The sequence below is a fragment of the Bradyrhizobium ingae genome, assembly GCF_055791185.1.
This window is the reverse complement of sequence record NZ_JBVUBB010000027.1, coordinates 83,800-106,959: the sequence shown is the minus strand read 5'-3', so window position 1 is coordinate 106,959 and position 23,160 is coordinate 83,800. Positions and strand designations below refer to the sequence as shown.

General features: G+C 56.4%; 18 protein-coding genes and 2 pseudogenes. 10 read left to right on the top strand and 10 right to left on the bottom strand.

What is annotated here, in order from left to right:
* Positions 1–277: 277 nt before the first annotated feature.
* From ACV1FX_RS29950 to ACV1FX_RS29935, 4 genes are all read right to left on the bottom strand, one after another.
* Positions 278–862, bottom strand: coding sequence for an anthranilate synthase component II (locus tag ACV1FX_RS29950; RefSeq protein ID WP_473121150.1), 585 nt, complete (start codon positions 860–862; stop codon positions 278–280).
* Complete coding sequence (pabB, locus tag ACV1FX_RS29945) at positions 859–2,253, bottom strand: aminodeoxychorismate synthase component I (RefSeq protein ID WP_473121149.1); 1,395 nt, start codon at positions 2,251–2,253, stop codon at positions 859–861. Before pabB ends, ACV1FX_RS29950 begins: the two co-directional genes overlap by 4 nt.
* Positions 2,254–2,369: 116 nt before the next feature.
* On the bottom strand, positions 2,370–2,699 hold the full coding sequence (locus ACV1FX_RS29940; RefSeq protein WP_473121148.1) for a Dabb family protein: 330 nt from the start codon (positions 2,697–2,699) through the stop codon (positions 2,370–2,372).
* Positions 2,700–2,855: 156 nt separating this feature from the next.
* The gene (locus tag ACV1FX_RS29935; protein WP_473121147.1) at positions 2,856–3,488 is read right to left on the bottom strand and encodes a GntR family transcriptional regulator; all 633 of its coding nucleotides are present in this window, start codon (positions 3,486–3,488) and stop codon (positions 2,856–2,858) included.
* Between the two features lie 114 nt (positions 3,489–3,602).
* Here ACV1FX_RS29935 and bioB point away from each other — a divergent pair, with 114 nt between their 5' ends.
* From bioB to ACV1FX_RS29895, 8 genes and pseudogenes are all read left to right on the top strand, one after another.
* The gene (gene bioB / locus ACV1FX_RS29930) at positions 3,603–4,598 is read left to right on the top strand and encodes a biotin synthase BioB (protein ID WP_473121146.1); all 996 of its coding nucleotides are present in this window, start codon (positions 3,603–3,605) and stop codon (positions 4,596–4,598) included.
* A gap of 46 nt (positions 4,599–4,644) precedes the next feature.
* A complete protein-coding gene (gene panD / locus ACV1FX_RS29925; protein WP_473121145.1) occupies positions 4,645–4,998 on the top strand; it encodes an aspartate 1-decarboxylase in 354 nt (117 codons plus the stop codon).
* 80 nt (positions 4,999–5,078) lie between these two features.
* Positions 5,079–6,233, top strand: a complete 1,155-nt coding sequence (locus ACV1FX_RS29920; RefSeq protein ID WP_473121144.1) for an 8-amino-7-oxononanoate synthase — start codon at positions 5,079–5,081, stop codon at positions 6,231–6,233.
* Complete coding sequence (bioD, locus tag ACV1FX_RS29915; protein ID WP_473121143.1) at positions 6,230–6,874, top strand: dethiobiotin synthase; 645 nt, start codon at positions 6,230–6,232, stop codon at positions 6,872–6,874. Before ACV1FX_RS29920 ends, bioD begins: the two co-directional genes overlap by 4 nt.
* Positions 6,861–8,144 (top strand): adenosylmethionine--8-amino-7-oxononanoate transaminase, encoded by a 1,284-nt coding sequence (locus ACV1FX_RS29910; RefSeq protein WP_473121142.1) that lies wholly within the window; start codon positions 6,861–6,863, stop codon positions 8,142–8,144. Before bioD ends, ACV1FX_RS29910 begins: the two co-directional genes overlap by 14 nt.
* Before the next feature lie 629 nt (positions 8,145–8,773).
* A pseudogene (locus tag ACV1FX_RS29905) lies at positions 8,774–8,932 on the top strand (DUF6538 domain-containing protein); the annotation flags it as partial.
* A 130-nt stretch (positions 8,933–9,062) separates the two neighbouring features.
* Positions 9,063–9,938 (top strand): Hachiman antiphage defense system protein HamA, encoded by an 876-nt coding sequence (locus ACV1FX_RS29900; protein WP_473121141.1) that lies wholly within the window; start codon positions 9,063–9,065, stop codon positions 9,936–9,938.
* On the top strand, positions 9,938–12,949 hold the full coding sequence (locus ACV1FX_RS29895; RefSeq protein WP_473121140.1) for a DEAD/DEAH box helicase: 3,012 nt from the start codon (positions 9,938–9,940) through the stop codon (positions 12,947–12,949). The genes ACV1FX_RS29900 and ACV1FX_RS29895 overlap by 1 nt, the downstream gene beginning before the upstream one ends.
* 129 nt (positions 12,950–13,078) lie before the next feature.
* Here the strand turns inward: ACV1FX_RS29895 and ACV1FX_RS29890 are convergent, their stop codons facing one another.
* Both ACV1FX_RS29890 and ACV1FX_RS29885 read right to left on the bottom strand, forming a co-directional pair.
* Positions 13,079–13,825, bottom strand: coding sequence for a hypothetical protein (locus tag ACV1FX_RS29890; RefSeq protein ID WP_473121139.1), 747 nt, complete (start codon positions 13,823–13,825; stop codon positions 13,079–13,081).
* Between the two features lie 6 nt (positions 13,826–13,831).
* Complete coding sequence (locus ACV1FX_RS29885; protein ID WP_473121138.1) at positions 13,832–14,326, bottom strand: hypothetical protein; 495 nt, start codon at positions 14,324–14,326, stop codon at positions 13,832–13,834.
* Between the two features lie 88 nt (positions 14,327–14,414).
* On the opposite strand from ACV1FX_RS29885, the gene ACV1FX_RS29880 reads away from it, so the two are divergent.
* Together ACV1FX_RS29880 and ACV1FX_RS29875 are read left to right on the top strand one after the other, a co-directional pair.
* Positions 14,415–15,185, top strand: a complete 771-nt coding sequence (locus ACV1FX_RS29880; RefSeq protein ID WP_473121137.1) for a S1 family peptidase — start codon at positions 14,415–14,417, stop codon at positions 15,183–15,185.
* A 409-nt stretch (positions 15,186–15,594) separates the two neighbouring features.
* Positions 15,595–16,215, top strand: a pseudogene (locus ACV1FX_RS29875) (tyrosine-type recombinase/integrase); the annotation flags it as partial.
* A gap of 8 nt (positions 16,216–16,223) precedes the next feature.
* Here ACV1FX_RS29875 and ACV1FX_RS29870 read toward each other — a convergent pair.
* Genes ACV1FX_RS29870 through ACV1FX_RS29855 form a run of 4 tightly spaced genes read right to left on the bottom strand, consistent with a single transcriptional unit; the run spans position 16,224 to position 23,007 of the window.
* Positions 16,224–19,307, bottom strand: a complete 3,084-nt coding sequence (locus tag ACV1FX_RS29870; protein WP_473121136.1) for a type I restriction endonuclease subunit R — start codon at positions 19,305–19,307, stop codon at positions 16,224–16,226.
* Positions 19,304–20,020 (bottom strand): abortive infection family protein, encoded by a 717-nt coding sequence (locus tag ACV1FX_RS29865; RefSeq protein ID WP_473121135.1) that lies wholly within the window; start codon positions 20,018–20,020, stop codon positions 19,304–19,306. Before ACV1FX_RS29865 ends, ACV1FX_RS29870 begins: the two co-directional genes overlap by 4 nt.
* On the bottom strand, positions 20,010–21,353 hold the full coding sequence (locus tag ACV1FX_RS29860) for a restriction endonuclease subunit S (protein WP_473121134.1): 1,344 nt from the start codon (positions 21,351–21,353) through the stop codon (positions 20,010–20,012). Before ACV1FX_RS29860 ends, ACV1FX_RS29865 begins: the two co-directional genes overlap by 11 nt.
* A complete protein-coding gene (locus ACV1FX_RS29855) occupies positions 21,343–23,007 on the bottom strand; it encodes a type I restriction-modification system subunit M (protein ID WP_473121133.1) in 1,665 nt (554 codons plus the stop codon). The genes ACV1FX_RS29860 and ACV1FX_RS29855 overlap by 11 nt, the downstream gene beginning before the upstream one ends.
* Between the last annotated feature and the right edge of the window lie 153 nt (positions 23,008–23,160).

Below are 23,160 nucleotides of genomic sequence, written 5' to 3'. Positions count from 1 at the left end.
GCTTTGGAGTACGGCGCGTCTCCTCTCAGACCGAAAAGCGCGCTTATCCTGCGGAGCATTTTCATGGAAAGCGAAACGATGGAAAGACCGTGTAAAGCGCTGCCCGGATATAGGTTACGGTGGTGACCGGTCGTGTCCTAAGCGCGCGCCTCGGCTGTTGAAAGCGCGCTCTATGGGCGGCTGGCCGAACCAGATGGCCGAGAATGCGATACGATTTGCGATGTTGGGGATGCCGCCGCCTGATTGCGGCGGAGGCGTACGAGAGGAAAGCCCGCCGTCACGCTTGGAAATATTCTGCGAGCCGCAAAAAGTTTCTAAGCAGAGCCTCGCCCTGGTGGGTCAGTATTGATTCGGGATGGAACTGCACGCCGTAGGTAGGTTGATCGCGATGTGCAAGCGCCATGATCTCGCCCTCGTCCGAACGCGCCGTTACCATCAGATGCGACGCGTGTAACTGATCGATCTCCACAACGAGTGAATGGTAGCGCCCCACGCAAAGGGGCGAAGGAAGTCCTTCGAACAGCCCTCTGCCATCATGCGTAACGTATGAGGACCGACCGTGCATGGGGCGACGTGCACGTGCCACCGTTCCGCCGAAAACGCTGCCAATGCATTGATGCCCAAGGCAGATGCCCAAAATCGGGAGACGACCTGAAAGGTCGCGAACGACCGAGGTCGATAGTCCGGCTTCTATTGGAGTGCAGGGACCGGGGGAAATGACCACGGCGCGCGGCTTGAGAAGAACAATATCGTCGATGCAAATCGCGTCATTCCTGATCACTTCCGTTGCTTCACCGAGCCTACGGAAGTAGCGGGCAATGTTGAAGACGAAGGAGTCGTAGTTGTCGATGATGACAATCACGAATCACCAGAAGAATTGGCGCAAAATGCGTCAAACATTCGCTGTGCCTTGACGAGTGTCTCCTCGTATTCGGCCACTGGATCCGACATTGCTGTTATCCCGCCACCTGCGTGAAACACAGCGAAGCCGTCGTCAATGGTGACAGTGCGAATCGTAATATTCGTATCCATGTGGCCGCTGAACGCGATGAAGCCGATCGCTCCGCAATAGACCTCTCGTGCGACTCGCTCGATTTCCGCAATAATTTCCATCGATCGTACCTTCGGCGCCCCGGTAATGGAGCCGCCTGGAAAACACGCGCGAAGGAGGGTGACGGCGTCCTGGTCTCCTGCAAGCTCACCAGTTACGACCGACACGAGGTGGTGCACCGAGGCATAGGTTTCGAGATTGCACAGCGCAGGAACGTCGACCGAATGCGGAGTGCAAACACGTGAGAGATCATTCCGTAGGAGGTCGACGATCATGATGTTCTCGGCACGATCCTTGTCGGATGTGACCAGGATTTGAGCGCGACGCTGATCTTCCCTTGGATCAGTGGAGCGCGCGATCGTGCCTTTGATGGGGCGCGTTTCGACCTGTCGTCCGTCGAGTTTCAGGAATCGCTCCGGCGAGCTCGATGCAATGGTGAGATTGCCGTAATGTAGCAGCGCTGCGAACGGGGCGGGGTTCAGTGATCGCAGTTGGCAGTAGAAGGCAACAGGATCAAATGAGGTCGGCAAGCGCGCGCTAAAGCGCTGCGCAATGTTGGCTTGAAAGACGTCTCCAGCCAGAATCAGGTCAATAACACGCTGTACAGCCGCAATGTAGCCGGAGCGGCTGAAATTCGAGTGCCATGGTCCGACCGCGCCGTGGGCCTCATTTCGCGGCGAGGTTGAGTTGGCAAGGAGAGCTGCAAACTCGTCGGCTCGATGGCGTGCACGCGCGGCGCGGCGTGCGGGATCCTCTTCCGGCCAGCCTGTAGACACGATCCAGCATCTCTTCGCATGGTGATCGTAACTGACGACCACGTCATAAAAATGCAGATTGGATTGAGGCAAGCGGTGTCCGGAACTTGCTGGCACTGGCAATCGCTCCAGTGTCCTGTTTAGATCGTATCCAAAGAATCCGGCTGCTCCTCCCTGAAATGGCGGGAGATCCGGGTGATACTCTTGGGGATACTTTGCGAGCAGTGCGCGAAGGACTGCCCAGGGGTCGCCGTCAATGGCCTGTCCGTTCCAACTCGCCTGCCCGTCCGCGATTATGTAGGTGCCGAACGGGTCGCAGGTCAGATATGAGTAGCGCCCAAGGAGCTCGTGGCTTGCTGCGCTATCGAGAAATGTAAGATGAGGCCTCCGGGCGAGGCGCCGCATTGCCGTGACAGGGGCAATCCATTGCGTTTCGCAGACGTGCATCGGGCTATCAGTTGACCTGCGAGTGGCGCTTGCGCGCTTCCGGATATGACCTGCCAAAGGACCGCGGCCTTCGATCGGAAAATTGCAAGCTCGTGAGACCGATGGTCAGCTTAGCTTCAGCCGGCGGACACCGTGCGGCGAGTGATGAGCCGCACATCAGTCGATACACAGTAGTCTGCCGCGAACCGCAGCTCGCGCAGTGGCCGTACCCGCCTGATCGATTCTTGGTAGAGGTGATGCGCTTTGTAGGCTGCGAGTTCCGCCTCGTTCTCGAACTCACCATAGACAACAACATCGATGTCGTTGCCAAGCTGGTCGCTCTTACGGTTGCGAGCGACCTCGAGCCGGCGTGCATGCGGGATTTTCGTGAGAACCGATAGGCCTTCGATTATACGATCGATGTCGGCCTCATCTTTGGCACTGAACAAGACGATGTGACGAATCATGGGTAACTCTCGGAGTGCTATCAGAGATGGGGCGCATAACTAACCTGGGATCGAGCTCTCCGCAACGCTTCGCTGCTGCACCCCCGGTTGATGATAGATTGTGTGACTGTTGCACCTCGAAAGTCTGCAACTGAACTCCCAAGAGGCTCTGCCCGATCAGGACGTCGGAAGGGCCAGGCGTTCGATGGTTTGAATGTGACGCGCGAGCAGGTTACAGGCCTGATCAAAGTTGCGGCTTCGCAGGGCCTGCAAAATCAGGCGGTGATCTTGGTTGGACCGTGGACGCCAGCCGGCCGTCCGCGCCATCGCGAACACCAGCCGAGAATTTGCAAGCTGAAGTTCGTCAAGGCTTGCAAGCAGGCGCGGCATCGCACAGGGCGCTACCAGGGCGTAGTGAAAGGCCCGGTTGGCCATCTCAAACTCCTCAATCGTCTTGGCATTGTCTCCTTCAATCAGAGCAAGTTCAATGCGTGCCAGGTGGATCGATGAGAGCTTTGGAGCTGCATTGCGTAGCGCGACCACCTCGAGCGCCGCACGCATCTCGGCGATCTCTTTCACCGAATTGGTGTCGAGCGGAGCGACCCGCACGCCGCGGCGAGGTGCACTCACGACAAGATGTTGAGCCTCTAATTGTCGAAAAGCCTCTCGCACCGGGACGTGGCTCGAATTGAATTCCCGTGCGACATGATCCTGCCGGAGCGGCGAATCCGGCTGCAAAGCGCCGTTGATAATGCGCTCACCAATCGACTCTGCGATGCGTCCAGCAGTCGTCCTGTTCTCGCTCATCATAGATTATCTATCGGAAAAATGGGTGCGCCCCGATGGCACATCGATTAGCATCGATCCAATGTCGATGACGATAGATAATTTACATGATTATCTATGATTACGGGTTCAAGGACTATGGATCTTGCAGTTGGAGCTGACCGGAACAGAAGCTGCGAGCTCGCGCAGCTCGGCGAAAAATGGAAGCGTTGCGAGGCCGAAGCGCTCTATGGTCTGCCGTTCGCTGAGCTGATGTTTCGGGCGCAAAGCGTTCACCGCGATAACTTCGATCCAAATCACGTCGAAACGGCAAGTCTGCTCAGTATCAAGACGGGTGGCTGCCCGGAAGACTGCGGCTACTGCGCGCAGAGCGCACACTACGAGACGGGGGTGAAAGCGAGCCGCCTGATGGATCGCGCCGATGTGGTCGCCGCCGCGCAGCGTGCCAAGGAGGCTGGCGCAACCCGCTTCTGCATGGCTGCGGCCTGGCGCAGTCCGAAAGACCGTGATCTCGATCGGGTCTGCGAGATGGTCAGCGCCGTCAAAGATCTTGGCATGGAAACCTGCGTCACACTCGGCATGCTGACGCCGAAACAGGCAGGACAGCTTTCCGAGGCAGGGCTCGACTTCTACAATCACAATGTCGACACCTCGCCTGAGTTCTACGGCAGGATCATCACAACCCGCACGCTGCAGGACCGAATTGACACGCTTGAGCATGTGCGCGAGGCGGGCATCAAGATCTGCTGTGGCGGCATTGTCGGCATGGGCGAGCGCGTTGAGGACCGTCTCGACATGCTCGTCCTGCTCGCCAATCTCCGAAAGCCTCCGGAAAGCGTGCCGATCAATCTTTGGAACGAGGTCAAGGGGGTTCCAGTCAATGACAGCGCGGAGCGTCCGGATCCGATCGCGCTCGTACGTCTTGTCGCAACAGCCCGGATCATGATGCCGACGAGCGTCGTGCGGTTGTCCGCCGGACGGCATGACATGACCGACGAATTGCAAGCGCTGTGCTTTTTGGCCGGTGCAAATTCAATTTTTATCGGGGACGTGCTGTTGACCACCAAAAATCCGAAAGCCGATCACGACGCAAAGTTGCTGACCAGGCTCGGCATCACATCCGGACTTGCCTGAACAAAACACGGCGGCGAGCTGCAAACTCTTTGTGCTTAGGTGAGAAATGCAAGTTACCTTGATGAAAGGCAAAATTCACCGCGCCTCGGTGACCGAAGCCGATCTGCACTATGAAGGCTCTATTTCAGTCGATCGTACACTGCGGGAGGCGGCAGGGTTCCTGGTCAACGAGCGCGTCGAAATCTACAACATCGAAACCGGAGCGCGCTTCGCCACCTATGTGATCGAGGCGCCGCAGGGGTCGGGCATCATAGGCCTGAACGGTGCGGCTGCGCGACTAGCGCTGCCCGGAGACAAAATTATCATCGTTGCATATGCCTCCTTTGACGAGGCGGAAGCAAAAACATTCAGACCGCGCGTTGTGTTGGTTGATCGAGAAAATCGAATATCGCCGGTTTGATCGCCGAGCGGCCATTCGAAGCCGTTTTTCTGCGCGCATGGTGAGAACTTTGCGCGATTTCAATGCCCTCAGAGTGCAGAATGAATTCAATCCACGCGGGAAAAGCTGTCCGATATACCTCGGCGTTGAACGTCCTGAAAGAAGACCACCGGTTGCGTAGCCTCAATCCGCGTGCAGGAATCGATTTCACGTCGAACGACTATCTGGCGCTCGCGAGCGCGCCGCGCATGAAGAAGGCTGTGTTGGCAGCGATCGAGGCCGGCACACCGATCGGAGCCGGCGGGTCGCGGCTCCTGCGCGGCAATTGCGAGGAGCACGAAAGTCTGGAAGCTGAAGCTGCCAGGTTCTTTGGGGCCGAGACGGCGCTCTTCTTTGGCGGCGGCTATGTCGCAAATTTTGCAGTGCTGACGACGGTGCCGCAGAGGGGCGATCTACTCGTTCTCGATTCTCTGGTGCACGCGAGCATTCATGAAGGCGCGCGGGCCGGCCGCGCTGACTTTCGGATAAGCGCGCATAACGACCCGGAGTCGGTCGAAAGCACGATTCGCGACTGGCGGGCAAATGGCGGAGTGGGGCGAATCTGGATCGTCGCCGAAAGTCTCTACAGCATGGACGGCGATTTTGCGCCGCTCCAAGAGTTGGTTGCGCTCGCCGACCGGCATGATGCGTTCATCATGGTGGATGAGGCCCATGCCACGGGTGTTTACGGCGAGAAGGGACGGGGGCTGACCGCGCCTTACGAGGGCCGAGAAAATCTCCTGGTCGTTCATACTTGCGGCAAGGCGCTGGGCGCTGCGGGGGCGCTCGTTACTACCTCGGGCGTCCTGCGAGACTTCATGGTCAATCGGTGCCGTCCGTTCATCTTCGCCACCGCCCCCTCGCCTTTGACGGCCGTCGCCGTACGAGAGGCGATTCTGATCCTGCAGCAGGAACCCGAGCGTCAGCAGCGTCTCATCGACTTGGTCGCATTCACACATCGGCAGATGAAACAGCGCGGTTGGACAAGTCCTTCGGTCTCGCAGATCGTACCGTTCATCGTAGGCGATAACGCAGGTGCGATGCGGCTCGGCTCGGCGCTGCAGGCTCGCGGCTTCGACATCCGCGGTATTCGGCCGCCAACCGTGCCGGCGGGCACGGCCCGTTTGCGAGTTTCGCTAACGCTCAACGTCGGCGAGGATGACGTGCGCGCAATGCTCGATGCCTTGGCCGAGGAGAAAGAAGGTGTACTTCGATGAGTCCAAGGATCGTGGTGACGGGCACGGATACCGGAATCGGAAAGACGGTGTTTTCTGCGGGGCTCGCGAACCTTCTCGGCGCGAATTATTGGAAGCCGATTCAGGCCGGTCTCGATGGAGAGACCGACACCGAGACTGTCGCGCGGCTCGGCGGCTTGTCGGCCGACCGCATCTTGCCAGAGCGCTACCGCCTTCGAACACCAGCCTCGCCCCACTATTCCGCCGAGGTTGACGGAGTTCGCGTGGAGGCAGAGTCGCTCGATGTGCCAGATACCGGTGGGCGGCCATTGGTTATCGAGGGCGCGGGCGGGCTCATGGTGCCGCTGACCGGCGATACTCTTTACATTGATGTGTTCGAGCAATGGCGCCTTCCAGTCGTGCTTTGCGCGAGCACGAAGCTGGGCACCATCAATCACTCACTGCTGTCGATAGAGGCGCTCCGAAAGCGTGAGATCCCCATTCTCGGGATGGCCTTCATTGGCGAAAGAAATGCCGAGACTCAGACCGTCATCCGCGAGATGGGGCGGGTGCGTTGGCTGGGACGATTGCCATGGCTCTCGCCCCTCACCGCGGACACTCTGCAGGCTACATTCAAAACCTCTTTCCGGGCAGATAGTTTCAAGTTGTATGCCAAAGAATAAATCTCCGATCTGGCATCCGTTCACGCAACACGCCCTTCAAGACGAGATGACGCGGGTTGTTCGGGGCGAGGGTGCCTATCTCCACACTGCGGACGGTCGCCGTATCATCGATGCAATCTCATCCTGGTGGGTGGTGACGCATGGTCATTGTCATCCACATATCGTGCGCGCGATTCAGGAACAGGCAGCCAAGCTCAACCAGGTCATCTTTGCCGGGCATACCCACGATCCTGCAGAGCAAGTTGCGACACGACTCTTGAAGTGCGCGCCCCCTGGGCTTGAGCATGTCTTCTTTTCCGACAGCGGCTCGACCTGCGTGGAAGTCGCGCTAAAAATGGCACTCGGCTATTGGCATAATATCGGCAAGCAGCGAATACGCATTGTCGTGATGCAACATTCCTATCATGGCGACACGGTAGGCGGGATGTCAGTTGGTGCGCGGGGCGTGTTCAACGAGGCGTACGAGCCTTTGTTGTTTGACGTCACCTCAGTCCCGTTTCCCGCAACAGGTCGAGAGCAGGACACGCTCGACGCCCTTGAGTCTGCATGTCGAAACGAAATTCCGGCAGCCTTTATTGTGGAGCCTCTGATATTGGGGGCCGGCGGAATGCTGATGTATCCAGCCTGGGTGCTCAGAGAGATGAAACGGATCTGCGAGGCATCGGAGGTCCTGTTCATTGCCGACGAGGTCATGACGGGTTGGGGCCGCACTGGAACACTCTTCGCGTGTGAGCAGGCCAATGTCACACCGGATATCGTCTGTTATTCCAAGGGAATTACGGGCGGAGCGCTTCCCCTCGCGGTGACGCTCTGCCGCGCCGATATATTCGATGCCCACTATTCGAAGGATCGCACGCGCACGTTCTTTCATTCGAGCTCATATACCGCAAATCCCGTGGCCTGCGCGGCCGCAAGAGCCAACCTGGATCTTTGGCAAGATCCCGAAACCCGCCAACGCGTGGCGGCGATCGCCGCGATGCAAGAACAGGCAATTGAGCCATTCCGGGGCGATGCGCGCTTCGGAAACGTTCGTCAAACCGGCACCATTACAGCGCTCGATCTGAAGACGAACGATGCGGGCTATCTGGCGGACATCGGTCCGAAGCTTCACGCCTTCTTCAAGAATCGAAATCTGCTGCTACGGCCGCTCGGCAATACGATCTACGTGATGCCGCCTTACTGTGCGACAGCGGCGGATCTTGATGAAATCTATGCGGGCATCTGGGATGCCGCCGATGCGCTGGCTGAAAGGAACGCTCTGCGGGCATAGGCACTCGAGCGCCAACTTCTTCTTATTATTCCGACCGATGGGGCGAGTATCGCGCTTACCCGATCCTGAGTCCGCGGTGGGCTTTGACGAAGGAGCCGGTAGATGTTCGTCACGCTCGCAAGATTGAAAGGGGCGTCTGACTTATGGACAGCTCTCGTTTGTCCGTGGGGCGCGGCAACCGCCGCCCGGAAGCTAGTTGAGATCGCCGCTGGCATTGAGCCGGTTCAGCAGGGCGCGATCTACACCACACTGATGAACCCGCCGTTTCACTGGTCAGGCGGGTCTCCCGAGTGTCGAAGGGGGGCTGACTGTAAATCAGGCTTCGCAGGTTCGAGTCCTGCCTCCCCCACCATTGATTCCATGTTAAAATCTGGCGTTTCGGTTCGCTGTAGCGCCTCACTTCCGCCATCCGGGTAGCAGACAGGGTAACGGATTCCGTCCGACTTTTAGCTCCTGGCCAGCTGTTTTCGTAACGCAGAAAGAAACTCCTTCCGCCCCTCTCAAGGATGAAACAGGGGCTCGATTCCCCTAGGGAGCGCCAGCGGCCTCAGAAGCGCTGAGATTTCAAAAACATCGTGCAAATCAACATCTTGCTGCTCTTGACTGGTAGCAATTGTTGGTAGTTTTTGATGCGCACGATGCCTTATCTCATAACGAACAGTGCAGGTGTCTGGTGCGTCCAAAGGAAGGTGCCAGAGAAGCTGCAACGCGCCGTAGCCCGTGTGCTCGGCAGCAACAAACCAACACAGAAGTTCCTCAAGAAATCGCTTGGGACGAAGGACCGTCGCGAGGCCAATCGCAGGGCAACACACGCCCTTGTCGATCTGGAGCGCACTATGCGCGCGGCCGAAGCGCTTGCGAAGCAAGGTTCAGAGCAGCCCAAGGCCATCCTCCGCACCACTCTGAGGCACCTCGACAATGCGCGCGTTCCGAGCGATGGTCACGCCGTTCAATTTAGGGATTCGGATGACTGGCCGATTGAGCGCCTTTATTGCGTCGGAAATCGCTTTAACTGTTTCGGACGGAAAGATGGTTTGCGCCAGAGCGGGAAACCGAGCCGTACTGCGTGATGAGCACAAAGGCTATAGGCTCGGCAAACACCTTTCAGGACAGCTGCCTTACCACTATCGCCCAACTAAGGGGATTGCGGATGATTTCACTTCCGAGAATTCCGCTCTGGAAGCCATTTTAGACCTGGCCGCGACCGCGCCCACATCAACGACATTCCGAAACAGCCATTGCGGCGAAATTCTTGCGGCGCATTTTGTCGAGAGCCAACTCAAGTACCGGCGTCTCTACAGCAAGCTCACGCTGACAACGTCTCAGAATACTAATGTTCATAAGATGGACGGCTTGTTTGTGAAGACAACTCAGCCTCAGTTCGAATATCTGTTCGTGGAAGCAAAGACGAGCATACTTCCAACAGAGAAAACGCCGACGAAAAAGCACAAATCTGGAATACTGAGCCAGATGCTCACGTCGTTGAATGCATATGCTGCAGACGATCCGCGGTTCGAATTTGCGCGTATCAGAGACAATCTCACCGCAAACTTTTCCGAAGCTGACCAAAAGCAGATACGATCAGATCTTACTCCGCCGGGACCATCAAATCTCAAGCTGCTGGGCGTAAGCGTCACCAACGCGTCGACGATGAACCCGGACGATGACGACTTTATTCTTACGGCGTCATGCGCAGCGCACTTCGACTACTACGCGCTTGTCGTCAGCGACCTCGCCTCGCTCGCGGCCGAGAGCTATGGTTACTGGGATGCGGTAAAGGCGGCGCTCGCCTGATGTTCAGCGCAACAGAATTAACGAACTGTCTCAATCAACACTGGTTTCAGGATGGGTACCGTCAACTCGAGCGCAATCTACTGCTGGTTCGACTAGGATTGAGCAGTGAGCCTTTGACCACCCAACAGCGCGCCAACCTAAAGCGCTTTTCACAAGCCGTTATTGGTAGCGCCCCCGCCTGGGATAACCCGAGAGTGGGACCGGCGCGCCGCTTGTGCCAACTGGCTGCGGATATCGAAGCTTCGCTGTCTATTTCTGAGGGAAGCGACCACCAACAGTCTCACGCTGCTCTCTTTAAGGCGATTGTGTTGTATGACCTTGCCGGTCTTCCAGGAGCGAGCGCCTCCCTTGTGTCCCGTAATGGTTTTGACCCGCGCGTTCGTGAGTTCTTTAATCGTTCCCCTGAATCTCTTTGGGGCACGACGGCGCAGAACTCCGAAGCCGCTCTCGCACGCCTCCGTGCAGAGCCGAAACTTACGGGAGCTGAAGAAACGATTTTCGAGCAAGCGATAGGTGACTTGGTTCAAGAGGCTGCTCTTCGACTACAGCAACGCAACGACAAGAGCCTATCTGAATACTTCGAAGTCTTGATGCACGTAGCGGGGCACTATTCAGTCGGACTTTCGGGAGACGATCTGCAGGCTATCTCACGGCTGATAAAATTGCGGGAGGCAAACAGCTCGCTAACATTGGTACCGACGCTATCGCCCCTTGATCCGGCCGGCTTGCGCACGATCGGGCTTCCACTGGAGCTTTGGCCAGCTCAAGTTCGTGCGCTAAAAGAGGGTCTTTTAGATCAAAGATTTTCAAGTTTTGGCTTTGCTGCGCCAACCGGCACCGGAAAGACAGCTCTCACAAGGCTGCTTATAGCAGACGCATTCGCAAAAAATCCCCAAAGGAAGGTGCTTTACGTCTGTCCGAGTCGTGCGCTCGTTCATCAAGTTGGAGATGATCTTCAGGCGGCACTTGTAGGTCTCGGTCTAACGGTCCTGAAAGCCGGCGCCCACCTCGTAGCGCACGACCGAATTCCAATTTCGTCAGACGATGCGGATGTTATCGTATTTACGCCGGAACGAGCAGATTTGCTGCTTCGGATTGATCCGGTATTTCTTAAACGCGTTTGCCTAGTCATAGTTGATGAAGCCCATCACATCGAGCAGGGGCCGCGTGGAGTCCTCCTAGAATTTTATCTTTGGCGACTTAGAAAGATGATCTCCGACGATGCGAGAATTGTTCAACTGTCGGCTGTAGCTCCGAATATCGAAGATCTGACGGACTGGATTTCGCTAAGAGGAACCTCGCATTCGGTAATGCTTGATTGGCGCACTAGCAAGCTCAGAGTGGGTGTTCTGGAGAGGACTACAACCGGTGCCGCAGTTCTGAATTTTAGCGGAGCTCCCTATCGGTTATTGTCCGACGGGACTTTGCCACAACATCCGCGGCGTGGGTTGGCGGTATTAGCAAATCACTTGGCGAAGAGCGGGATTGTCCTTGTGCTTTGCTCAAGCCCAGCCGCTGCAGAAGAGGTTGCGGGTTATGTTGCGGAGCTGCGAAGCGAAACCCAAGAACTTGAAGATGAAATATCCGAGCGGTTAGATGCTTGGATAGAACGAGAGCTTTATCCTGAATCGGAGTTGCGGGCGCTTTATCGAAAGCGGGTTGTCTTCCATCATGCGCAAATGCCGCCGAGAGTGCGTCAGGGGCTTGAGGAAGCCATACGCTCTCGCAAGGTTGACGTCATATGTGCAACAACCACATTGGCGGAGGGGGTTAACTTTCCATTCTCGACCGTGGTCGTCGAGACGCTCGTTTCTAAAAAATTCGAGCTTACGCCGCGATCCTTATGGAATATTGCGGGTCGTGCCGGCCGGTTCGGCGTGGACTCTGAAGGGCATTGTATTCTTTTCCGACCGAGCCTTTGGACAGACAATCTCAGTGAATATCGGCTCGACGACTATATGAAGGTCGCTTTGGTCGACATTCCGCCCGTGCGCTCTGCGCTTGCGTTTGGAATTGAACGCCTAGATCGTCTTGTGGAGCAAGGCAAAATAGATTTGCTCTCCCTCGAAGATGTTTCGCTGGCGGCAATCAAAATCGACAACAAGGCATCTGAAGAAGCAAGGTCGATCCGGGCCTTAATCAACATCGTGAGGGTAGGTTACGCGCACGCAAATTCTAGTGGCTTGATTTCGTTGAACAGGGACGAAGCCCCCGAGTTCGTAAATGAGTTGTTGGCCTCGCGTCAAATGCCAGAGGCAACCGTAAAATTTGCCACGGAGTTAGGTAAGCAGCAGCGCCGCGTTGTATCCCGGGCGACTGCAGGTGATCCAGATTTTGTGGAAATCGCCGCCCGAGTGGGTTGGTCGTTGGAAGCCCAGCAGATTCTCCATGGTTGGCTGAAGACAAGGGAAAACTGGCAGCTTGAACAGTTCGGTAACGTTGTCACCGCTGGGTACGTTAGGAATTTCGAGCGATTGGGCTACTTGATCGGGCCGGTAGCCAAGCATCTGATAGCGTTTGAGGGGGCTGCGCTTGGAGGTGCGATAGCGTTCCTAGCAGAAAAATGGATTCGCGGAATACCATTGGCAAGCTTTCAGGCCGACAGGGGGGCGTCATTCGGCCGAATGGTCAACAATGTTTATGGGCGAATGCAATATTTGCTGCCATGGGGACTCTTTGGAATGCATGAATTGCTCCAGTACGAGGCAAAGCTGCGTTCTATCCCAGTTGGTGATGGTTTGAACGCACTGTCGGTGCTTGCTGCGGAAGGGGTCTCAAATTTCGATGCCCTTAAACTGGTTCTCGACCTGGGCATCGAGCGCGTCGACGCAACGCGACTTGCGGAGCGCTATAAGCGCGAGCGCGTGTCCGCCGACATTTCAGCTTGGTTCGTTGCTAAAGATTGGTCCGAGATAGAGCGAACAGTTAGGGGAGGGGACGTAAGGAGAGTTGATCCCTCTCTGAGGGTGCTCCATCGGCGTCTCCGGGAGAGCGCGCCACAAGGATTGTAAATTCCGTCGAACGTCTTAGAAATTACTTGAGAAGGAATTCTTCAGTCTCGCGGAAGCGTTGCTCTTCCATCGCCGTGGACTTGGATAGGGACAAGCGCAGGCTAGGCGTTCTCGTTGATTGACGGGGGGCTAGGCTGGACGTTTGGTGCGCGGGAAAGTGGGCCCATAGTATTTTTGTCCCCATTCGTTGACGGCATTCAAGAAATGTTGGCGCGTCAGATCAAGTTTGAGGTCAAGACCTTGGTAGTCGGACAGCAATACGACCGCGGCATGCCCGAAGCGCTTGGCCATCTCTTCCAGCCAAGCTTGGAGTTTGGCTTCGTCGAGAAACGGTCCCAGCACCCCGAGGCCACCTTGGCTAGTCATGTGAAAACCGCGATATGTCGCGTGTGACGCATTCTCCGAGATAAGGTCATATGCAAATTTGCGCGCGTTTTCGACATACCCATCGCGTTTATCAAGCGCCTCGCGAATCTTCTTTGGACTGAACTCCGTCAGTCGCTGCTTCCTGGTCGCAGTCTTCCACACGGCAATTTGGTCCGGCCTACTGCGTAGGTAATCCACCAAGAAGTAGGTTTCCAAAATGTCGCGCACATGCACGAACGCCTTTTGGTAATAGCCAGAGAGCGCCAGTTTCAGAGACACCGCGGCCGCGTTGAAGAGACGAATGCCCAAAAGTTGAATCGTCAGTTCTTCGTCGCCATTTCCAATATGTTCTTGCGTGAATGCGTAAATCACATTCATCGCCTCTCGGACCAAATTTAGATGGTCGGTTAGGTCAGGCCGTGCAGCGATCAACGTTAGGCCTTGCGCGCGCAAAGACTCCTCGTGAGCATGAAGTGATTCAAGGTTGTCGCATGGAGCTTGGTCGGTCACGGCTAGTTATCCGCCATTCACCATTCGATTTAGCCGCTCGAGCGCGGCGTTAAGCGCGCCGATGTCTCTGCAAGCTTCGTCAGCCGCCCTGGCTATATCAAACCCGCATTGATCATCCCCCGGATGCTTCTCATGTGCCTTATGCATTTCAACAATTCTCTCGATGTTCTCCCTAATCGCGAATTTTCCCTGCGGGCTGTTCATCACTCGATCTATCTGTTTTGCGATTGGCGCTCCCGACAGCTTGTCTCGCGCGCTTCTCAGCCGTTTCATCGCTTCGGTGACCCGCTCGTCTGACTCTTTGAAATTGTCTTCAAGTTGTTTGAATGTGGCGGCCGTTGCGTTGCCCGAGGCAATTTCTCTCAATTGGCGAAACATTCCATCATCCCAAAACATGAGTGATCCGGCATCCTTTGCCGCCCTCCGTTCATCTCTGTGGAGCCAGATTTCCAGAAGCGGGAAAATCAATTCCTTTATCAATGTTTGCTGAGAGTCCGACACATTTCTCTCCATGATTTGCAGAAAGAAATACTCTATCTCAGAATGTGCGCAAGGAATAGCGGCTGGCGCGTGGCGGAGGAGATAACCGATGACGAAGATTGATCCGTTTTCACTGGCAGCGGTCCCGATCGATGTGTGTGCCAACGGCATGGTGCTTGGCAACGCCACAGGCTTCGTTTGGAAAGAGGCCGCACAACACTACCTAATCACAAATTGGCATGTCGTCACGGGCCGCAATGCGCAAACTAATGCTCTCGAAGCGAAGGTTCAGCCCGACATGCTTCGCTTGCTGTTCAATACGCGGATCACGAACTTTGGGAAGCAGCAGTACGATATCAAAATCCGCGATGAGAATAACGACCCAATTTGGTACGCGCACCCTGTTCGCAAGCGCGGGTCTGATGTCGCAGCGATTCCGTTGCCGATCCGAGAAAATGATCCAATCGTCAATATGTATCCTATCAACCTCTTGAAATCCGAAGCTGACCTTGCGGTCAGAATTGGAATGGACGTATTCATTCTGGGATACCCGTTCGGTTCGCCGCCTCCGGGCTTTCCCGTGTGGAAGAGAGGAAGCATCGCCTCCGAACCAGACCTAACTAGATTGGGCGCTGGCTATATGCTTGTTGACACTGCCTCGCGCCCGGGAATGTCCGGAGCGCCGGTCATCCGTCGGAGTTGGGCTTCTCACCTACTGGAGAACGAGGCCATTTCGGCTGACAGTACCCCACAGAGTAAATTCATCGGTATCTACTCGGGTCGACGACACACGTCTGACCAAACGGACGCTCAGCTCGGGATGGTCTGGCCCGTTGAAGATATTCAAGAAGTGGTGTGGGCCAAGAAGTTAGATGAATGAGCGTGACAGTGGTCAACGAGCCGGATGAGGATGCTTGCTCGTGGTCGCACTAGATGGTAGCAATCTCGCCGCAGTCGAGTCGATTTTCGCTTGTTTTTCAGTGCCTTCTCAAGTCTCCCGTCGTCTCCCCTAGGGAGAGCCAGCGTTCTCAAGTAGTTAGCTGGAGTTTCGCGCTGTCGAGTCGGCGCTTCTCCAACTTTTCTCCAACTCGCTAAAAGCGATCTGAGAACGCTGTTGTGTTCCTGGAGCGGCGTGTTCGCAGCTCTGTTTCGCCAACGACTTACCCCCGCCACCACCTCCGAGATGGCCGTCCCGATCTCACTGAAGCGCGTCAGTCGCTCGCCGACTTTTTCGTCCATGTAAAGCCGTCGGTTCTTGCGCTCCAGCTCTCGGCACTGCTGTTCGTGCGGCCCGGCGAAGTGCGACAGTGCGACTGGCGCGCTGGAAGGAGATCGATTTCGAGAAGGCCATCATCTGGGTCGTGCCGGCGGCGACCATGAAGATGAAGGGGCCGCATCGTGTGCCATTGTCGCGCCAGGCGATCGTGATCCTTCACGAGCTGCACGGCATGACCGGGCAGGGCGAGTTCGTATTCCCGGCCGTTGACTCGGTCCGCCGCTGCATGAGCAACAACACTCTCAATGCTGCGCTGCGCCGGCTCGGCTACTCCAAGGAAGAGGTCAGCGTCTCAGGTTTCCGGGCGACGGCCTCAACCTTGCTGAACCAAATGGGACGGTGGAATCCGGATGCGATCGAGCGGCAACTGGCACATATGAAGAGAATGACGTGCGCCGAGCTACACGCAAGCTGCGGAGTTCTGGAACGAGCGGATCGAGATGATGCAAGAATGGGCCGACTACCTCGATCAGCTTCGACATTGATCGTCGGCCGATCAAGGCATCCGGCCGTTTGTCCGCGCTCGAGGCTGATGCGGAGGGCGATCCCTAATCTTGAGTGGCGCCGTCGAACTTCGCGGCAGCGCGATTGGGATGCGGCGAAAATAGCTAATCGCGCCGTTAGGATCGAATGATCGCCACGCTAGCCACTGTGATATTCAGCCATTAATTCAGCCTGCTCAATGACCAGCAGCGTAGCTGCCTCCTGCGCATCTGGGGGATAACCATATTTCGTGAGCAAGCGTCTGACAGTCCTTCGCATATCCGCGCGAACTGCATCCCGTTGAGTCCAGTCCAGCGTTGCTTTGCGCTTGATGCTCTCGGCCAATTCTCGCGCAATCAAGCGAAGAGTGTCATCCTTCAAAACTTCGCGAGCAGATTTATTGTCGCCTAGCGCTTGGTAGAATGCGACTTCTTGGTCACTGAGTCCTGTTTCATGTCCTTTCTCAATTGCCGTTGTGATCGTCTCGGCGAGCCAAATGAGCTCTTCGATAACTTGTGCCGTTGAAATTGCCCGATTTGAATATCGCGACAGCACTGCCTCGAGCGACTCGCGGAACGACCGCGATTGCACGATATTGATGCGCTCCCGGCTTTTGATCTGGTCGTTCAGCAACTTTTTTAGTGTCTCAAGCGCCAAATTCTTCTGCGGCAAAGCAGCAAGCCGATCGAGAAACTCGTCTGAGAGAATGCCGACATTAGCTTCTGGCAAACCCGCGACTTCAAACAAATCGATGATGCCGTCAGCTCGGACTGCGCCTGAGATTACTTGACGCACAGCCGACGCACCCCCGCTGCCCTTCGTATTCAATCCGTCATCCAGCCGCTTGCGAATGGACGCGCGTACATTCTGGTAAAACGACAGAGGTTCACGGACGGCGCTGGTCTCGGGGCGGGGAACGGCCAAAGCAAAGGCTTTGGAGAGAAGTGCCACCATGTTCATGAAGCGCTTCTTGCCATTCTCTTGTCCAAGCACATAGTTTGCGCCTTCAATGACTGCCCGTAGCTGATCTGCGTCGGAACCACCCAAGAGCGCGCCATAGTCGAAACGGTTGAAGAAGGTCGCAAGCTCCTCAGCGTGCCGCAGCATGACCGGCACGGCTTCTTGTTGGATGCGTTCGACCGGCTTTCCTTCACCGCCAGCCTGAGTATAGGTTTGGATGGCGTCGCGGAGCTGATCAGCGATTCCCAAGTAATCGACGACAACCCCACCCGGCTTGTCACCAAATACCCTATTCACCCGCGCGATAGCCTGCATCAGATTATGCCCTGCGAGCGGCTTGTCGAGATACATGGTGTGCAAAGGTGGGCAATCAAAGCCCGTGAGCCACATATCGCAGACGATAACGAGCCTTAGCGGGTCCGCGTTGTCCTTCAACCGGCCGGCGAGCTTTTCGCGGCGCGCTTTAGTCCGGCCATGTTTCTTTGTCCGTTCACTACGTGTGGCATAAGCTTGCTCGCTCTCTCCAGGGCGCTTCTTGCCAATATTTGCGTCCATCACAGTTTTGATGGAGCCGCGCTCGTCTTCCTCGGCGTGCCAGCCGGGGCGAAGAGCGATGATCTGGTCATAGAGGTCCATGCATATATCGCGGCTCATGCAAACGATCATCGCCTTGCCGTCGATGACTTCAGACCGGCCCTCGAAGTGCGTTACGATCTGGCGTGCCAGCGTCTCCAAACGGTCTTTCGCGCCCGCCAGCTCTTCGAGTGGGACTTCAATGTCATCGTCCCTGGAGCCAAGCTCATCGGCTTCAGCGGCTTCGGCGATCATCCGCTCCGCCTCCGATATTCCCGCTTCGTCGGGCAAGAGCTTGATGAGTTGCATCTCGTAGAAGATCGGGACGGTCGCGTTGTCGTCGATGGCCTGCTTTATGTCATAGATATCGACATCTTCGCCGAACACGCCTCGCGTGGACCGATCGTCGCCCTCGACCGGTGTACCGGTGAAGCCGACGAAGGTCGCATTAGGTAAATTTTCCCGCATCCAGCGGGCGCCGCCCTTCAAAAAGCCGTACTGGCTCCTGTGGGCCTCATCTGCGAGAACGACGATGTTTGGCCGCTCGCTCACCGGCTCAGCGCGCGCTTCAAATTTTTGGATAGTGGTGAAGATGACCCCACCTGAGGCGCGGTTCAGCTTGGCTGCAAGGTCTTCACGGCTTTCCGCTTGCTCGGGAACCTGACGAAGCAGTGCGCGCCCGTCCGCAAACGTACCAAACAGTTGGCCATCAAGATCGTTTCGGTCCGTAACGACCACGATTGTCGGGTTTTGAAGTCGCTCATCGGCAATGAGGGCGCCTGAGAGCATCAGCATAGTCAGGCTCTTGCCGGAACCCTGCGTATGCCAGACGACGCCGCCGCGACCATCTCCGTCAGGCTTCAAGGCAATCTTCACGCATTCGCGCCCTTTTCTGACAGCGCGGAACTGGTGATAGCCTCCGATCTTCTTGGCGATGCGCCCTGAGCGTTCGTCCTCCTCGAAGACAATACAGTGCGTGAGATAATCCATCAGGGCATCAGGACGGAACAGCCCGGTAATGACATTCTCTAGCGTCGGCTCGCCGGGGAAGCGACCATCCTTGACCGAGCGCCAAGGGGTAAACCTGTCCTGATCAGCGGTGAGTGAGCCAACGCGCGACTGGTCGCCATCGCTAATGACAATAACTTCGCAAAATGCAAACAGCCCCGGGATGGTCCCTTTATAGTCTTGAATCTGATCGTAAGCCGTCCAGAGCGTCGCTTCTTCGTTGGCTGGGTCTTTCAGCTCAAGGACAGCAACAGGCAATCCGTTCAAAAAGACGACGAGATCAGGCCTTCGGGTGGCTTCGCCGTTCTTGATCGTAAGTTGTCGGACAACCAGAAGGTCGTTCGCCGAGACACTATGAGCGTCCAGAAGCTTTGCTTTGTCGCCGCGCGTCTCGCCATCATGTGTACGATACTCGACGGGCACGCCGTCCGTCAGGAGCGTGTGGAACCAACGATTGTTCTGCTCTAGCGTTGGGCCTGGCGGTCTTGAGACTGTGGTCACGGCCTGGACGATGGCCTCTTCGGGCATATTCGGATTGAGTCTGCGCAGTGCCGCCTTGAGGCGCGGGAGCAGCACCACGTCCTCGTAGCGGTCACGCAGGGCGGAATCCGCGCCGGGCGAAATATCTGCGCCGCGCGCCGTGTGATAGCCAAGAGCCTCAAACCAGCCGAGGGCAGCCTGTTCGACGATTTTCTCATTCATGTCTCGCCCCCTGGCACCTGACCACCTTCGACCCGTGCCGCCTCCTGCTCCAGCCTGTAAGCGACCAGCGCCGTTCGGTATGCATTGATGTCCGTTCTGAACAGCGCTTCGCTTGCGACGAGCGGCGTTTCGAGCACGAGAAACGGCCCGAAATCGTTGTCGATCCACTCGTCAAAATCCTTTTGATCGCCATACCGCAACCGGGCTAGCGGCGCTTTCGCAGAGCCATTCAGATGCGTCTTGAAAAGCAAACCGACAACCGCATCCGTTGCCCGCGCAAGGATCTCCGCATAGCGAGCATCGAGCATGGGGGCGTAGGCGTCCGACCCGTGCGCCGCCGCGCCGTACGCATTTCGTATTTGTACAACGCCATCAATGATGCTGTTAACGCCCCGGACCAACTTTTCTGCACCTTGTCTGAGGTCCGCGTCCGCATGCCCGTCATCATGCACGCCGAGATGCAAAAACTTCGTGGTTTCTGCTATAAGCTTCGGCGCTTCCCATCCGTCGTCGAGCGTTTGCCCACGATCAATCAGGATTGTCTTGCAGGTCGTCTCGATCAGCGTGCGGCAGAATGAGACTGCAATGCCGGGCTTGTCGGGCAGCGCTTCCTCGAGCGCCTCAACCTGTTGCCGGATGACAAGGGACTCCGGGTGGCTCTCCATTAGCTCCCTGCAAGCGACCAAGCGGAACGAGTAAGCCTCATCCGCCATGGCTTACCGCCTCGAGGCCAAGGGCCCCCAACCTCGGCGCTTCCAGCTCGCCGGAAATCAGCTTGGGGAGAAGGGTATCTCTGATCGAAGTTAGCGTTTCAATTTCGCGAAGGTTGGTCACCTTGCGTGCAATCAACGGAAAAACCAATGAAGCAAATGCGTTCTGGGATTTCCAATCTGGAACTATGATCGGCAAATCACCAAGCTTCTGCCGACTAAGCTCAGTCTGGCCAGTGCTGCCATGACCTAGACGTTCGATTTCCCGCTCTCTATTTGTGAGATCAAATCCCAAAACCAAGGGCGCAATCTTCTCGGAGTCAGGTTTGACGAGGGAGACGTGGCTATCAGCCGTAGCGACCTCGGGCAGTTCATAGACTTGCGCCACACGCCCGAGCGTTCCAACTCCAGTTGAGTTCACTAAGACGTCGTATTGCTCAACTGTCTTCTCCTTTGGTGGCTTTGTATTGTGATCGTGCCGTCGCGCGAGGGTGAAATCGACCTCCCAATTTCGAATACACCTCTGATTCAGAACTGCTATTCCGCCGGCCTCAATGTATTTCGGCGCTAATCCGCGACCTATTGGCTGCCTGACAAGACTTGCTAAGCGGTCGGTACGCCATCCATTTGGAATTGCCCCAGCGTCAGAGCTCTCAAATTCGGCAGGAAGATCGTCAAAGACGTCCTGCGGCATGCCACGAAAGCTGGTGGCTCCGGCGGCCTTGGCGCGCACAGGATCAAAATTGACGAACCACGCCCGGAACAGAGCCCGCGCGATGCCCTCCAACGTCTGGTTAATCTCCCGCACCAAATTGACCTGATCGTCCAACGACTTGAGGATCGTACCAATTGAAATTTGAGTGGCGACATCTGGCAAAACGATCTGCAAGTGAGCAAGCATCGCCTCGTTGAGACTTGCTCTCGTTGACAACGTTGAGATCGCGGTGACTCGTTCTCGGAATTCGGGGGAACGAAAATAATAGGCGGCGTACTCGGGTACGATCTTCGTTCCCGGTTTTGGCCTTAGCCTCTTTGTAAAGCCGTTGAACGTGCCATTCGACACATCGGATAGCGCAACACAACTCATCCCCAGCTCGTGTTGCGTTTCACTCGTGCGCGTGAGGAATACGTCGCCTCGCTTGATGTCCCCGTTGGCCTGCTCTGCTGCAGAGGACTCGACCAAATCACCTAGCTCCTTAGGAACAAAGATGTTGTAAAAGACATCTTTGAAAGTAAGAAATGGATATCCCTTTCCGAAGGCACTTCTTGGCTTCGATAAGCCAGAGCGAAAATCAAAAACTTCATCCAGATTAAAAAACTGCCGATCAGAACTCATAGCCGAGCGCTCCAAGATTTTTTCTGATCTCAGCCGTTAGCGTGTCTGATGCACTTAGCTGATCGCTTAGCTCATTAACCAGCCGCTCCATTTTTTCCTCGAACGGTTCGTTGTCGGCCTTGCGGGACGCGCTACCGACATAGGTGCCGGGCGTCAGCACATGGTTGTACTTGCGGATATCCTCAAGCTTAACTGCCTTGCAAAATCCTGTGGTGTCGCCGTAGTCGCCCGCGCCCTTCTCGCCACGCCAAGCGTGATAGGTGCGCACAATCCGCCCAATGTCTGTGTCCACCGGGGGCGGCGAGGACGGATGGTCCCGGCCCGTTAAGAAGCGTAACGTGCGTGTTTCCATCTGGCCCATGTCGCGGGCGTCAATAAATAGCGATTCGCCCGCACGATTGCGCCCGCCGCGTCCCTTTTCCAGATGCTTGCCCGACTTGTCACGTGTAACGAACCAAATGCAAACCGGAATCCCAGTCGTCAGGAAGAGCTGCGGTGGCATCGCGATAATGCAGTCTACCAAATCAGCTTCGATGATGGCCTTGCGGATATCACCTTCGCCGCCGGTCGTAGACGACAGAGAGCCGTTCGCCATGACGAATGCAGCGATCCCCCCACCCTTGCCGTTAGGTGGGGCGAGATGGTGGATGAAGTGCTGTATCCACGCATAGTTGGCGTTGCCGATTGGCGGCGTTCCGTATTTCCAGCGCACATCCGTGCGCAGCAACTCGCCGGACCAATCCGAGATGTTGAAAGGCGGATTGGCGAGGACGTAGTCGGCCTTCAGGTCCGGGTGCAGATCACGCGTAAAGCTGTCGGCGGGCTGCTCACCGAGGTTTGCCTCTATGCCCCGGATGGCGAGATTCATGTGCGCCAGCCGCCAGGTTGTTGGGTTCGACTCCTGACCGAATACGGAAAGATCGCGCTTGGTTCCCCCATGCGCCTCCGCGAAACGCTCCGACTGAACGAACATGCCGCCTGAACCGCATGCGGGGTCGTAGACACGCCCCTGATAGGGTTCGATCATCTCAACCATCAACCGAACAACGGAGCTAGGTGTGAAGAATTCGCCTCCCAGCTTGCCCTCGGCGGCGGCAAATTTTCCGAGGAAATATTCGTAGACGCGGCCGAGGATATCTTTTTTCTGCGCCTCTTTTGTGCCAACTGCGATTGAGGCGATCTGGTCAATCAGTCCACCGAGGCGTTCCGTCGCAATGCCCCGACGCGCATAATCCCGAGGCAGCTTACCCTTAAGCTTCGGGTTATCCTTTTCGATGGCATACATGGCATCGTCGATCAACTTGCCAATGTTCGGGGTCTTGCCTTTGGCTTGTATCTCCGCCCAGCGCGCATCTCGCGGAACCCAAAAGACGCTTTCCGCTGCATATTCGTCACGGCTTTCCAGAAGCCGTTCTGCCTCCGGCCCGCTAATGCCATCTGCAGCAAGCTCGAGCTTTAACGCTTCGCGCCGCGTATCAAAGGCATCCGAAATGTACTTCAGAAAGATCAATCCGAGAACGACATGTTTGTACTCGGCGGCGTCAATCGAGCCGCGCAGCCTATCGGCGGCCTGCCAGAGCTCTTCAGGCTCGATCCCCAGCTCCTTAACATCGAGTTGCGCTGCTCCGTCTGGATGGGATTCACTACTTGTCATGCGCTAGATTCCTGGAGAAACTTCAACGTCCTTATTGTGGCGATCCTGGCCGCCTTGAAAGCTGGTCCCGCCGACCGACCAACGTCTTACGTGAGTAGGACGCAATCTCTGATTTAATCATCTTTTGCGAGCGAGGCGAACTTTGTTAACCTA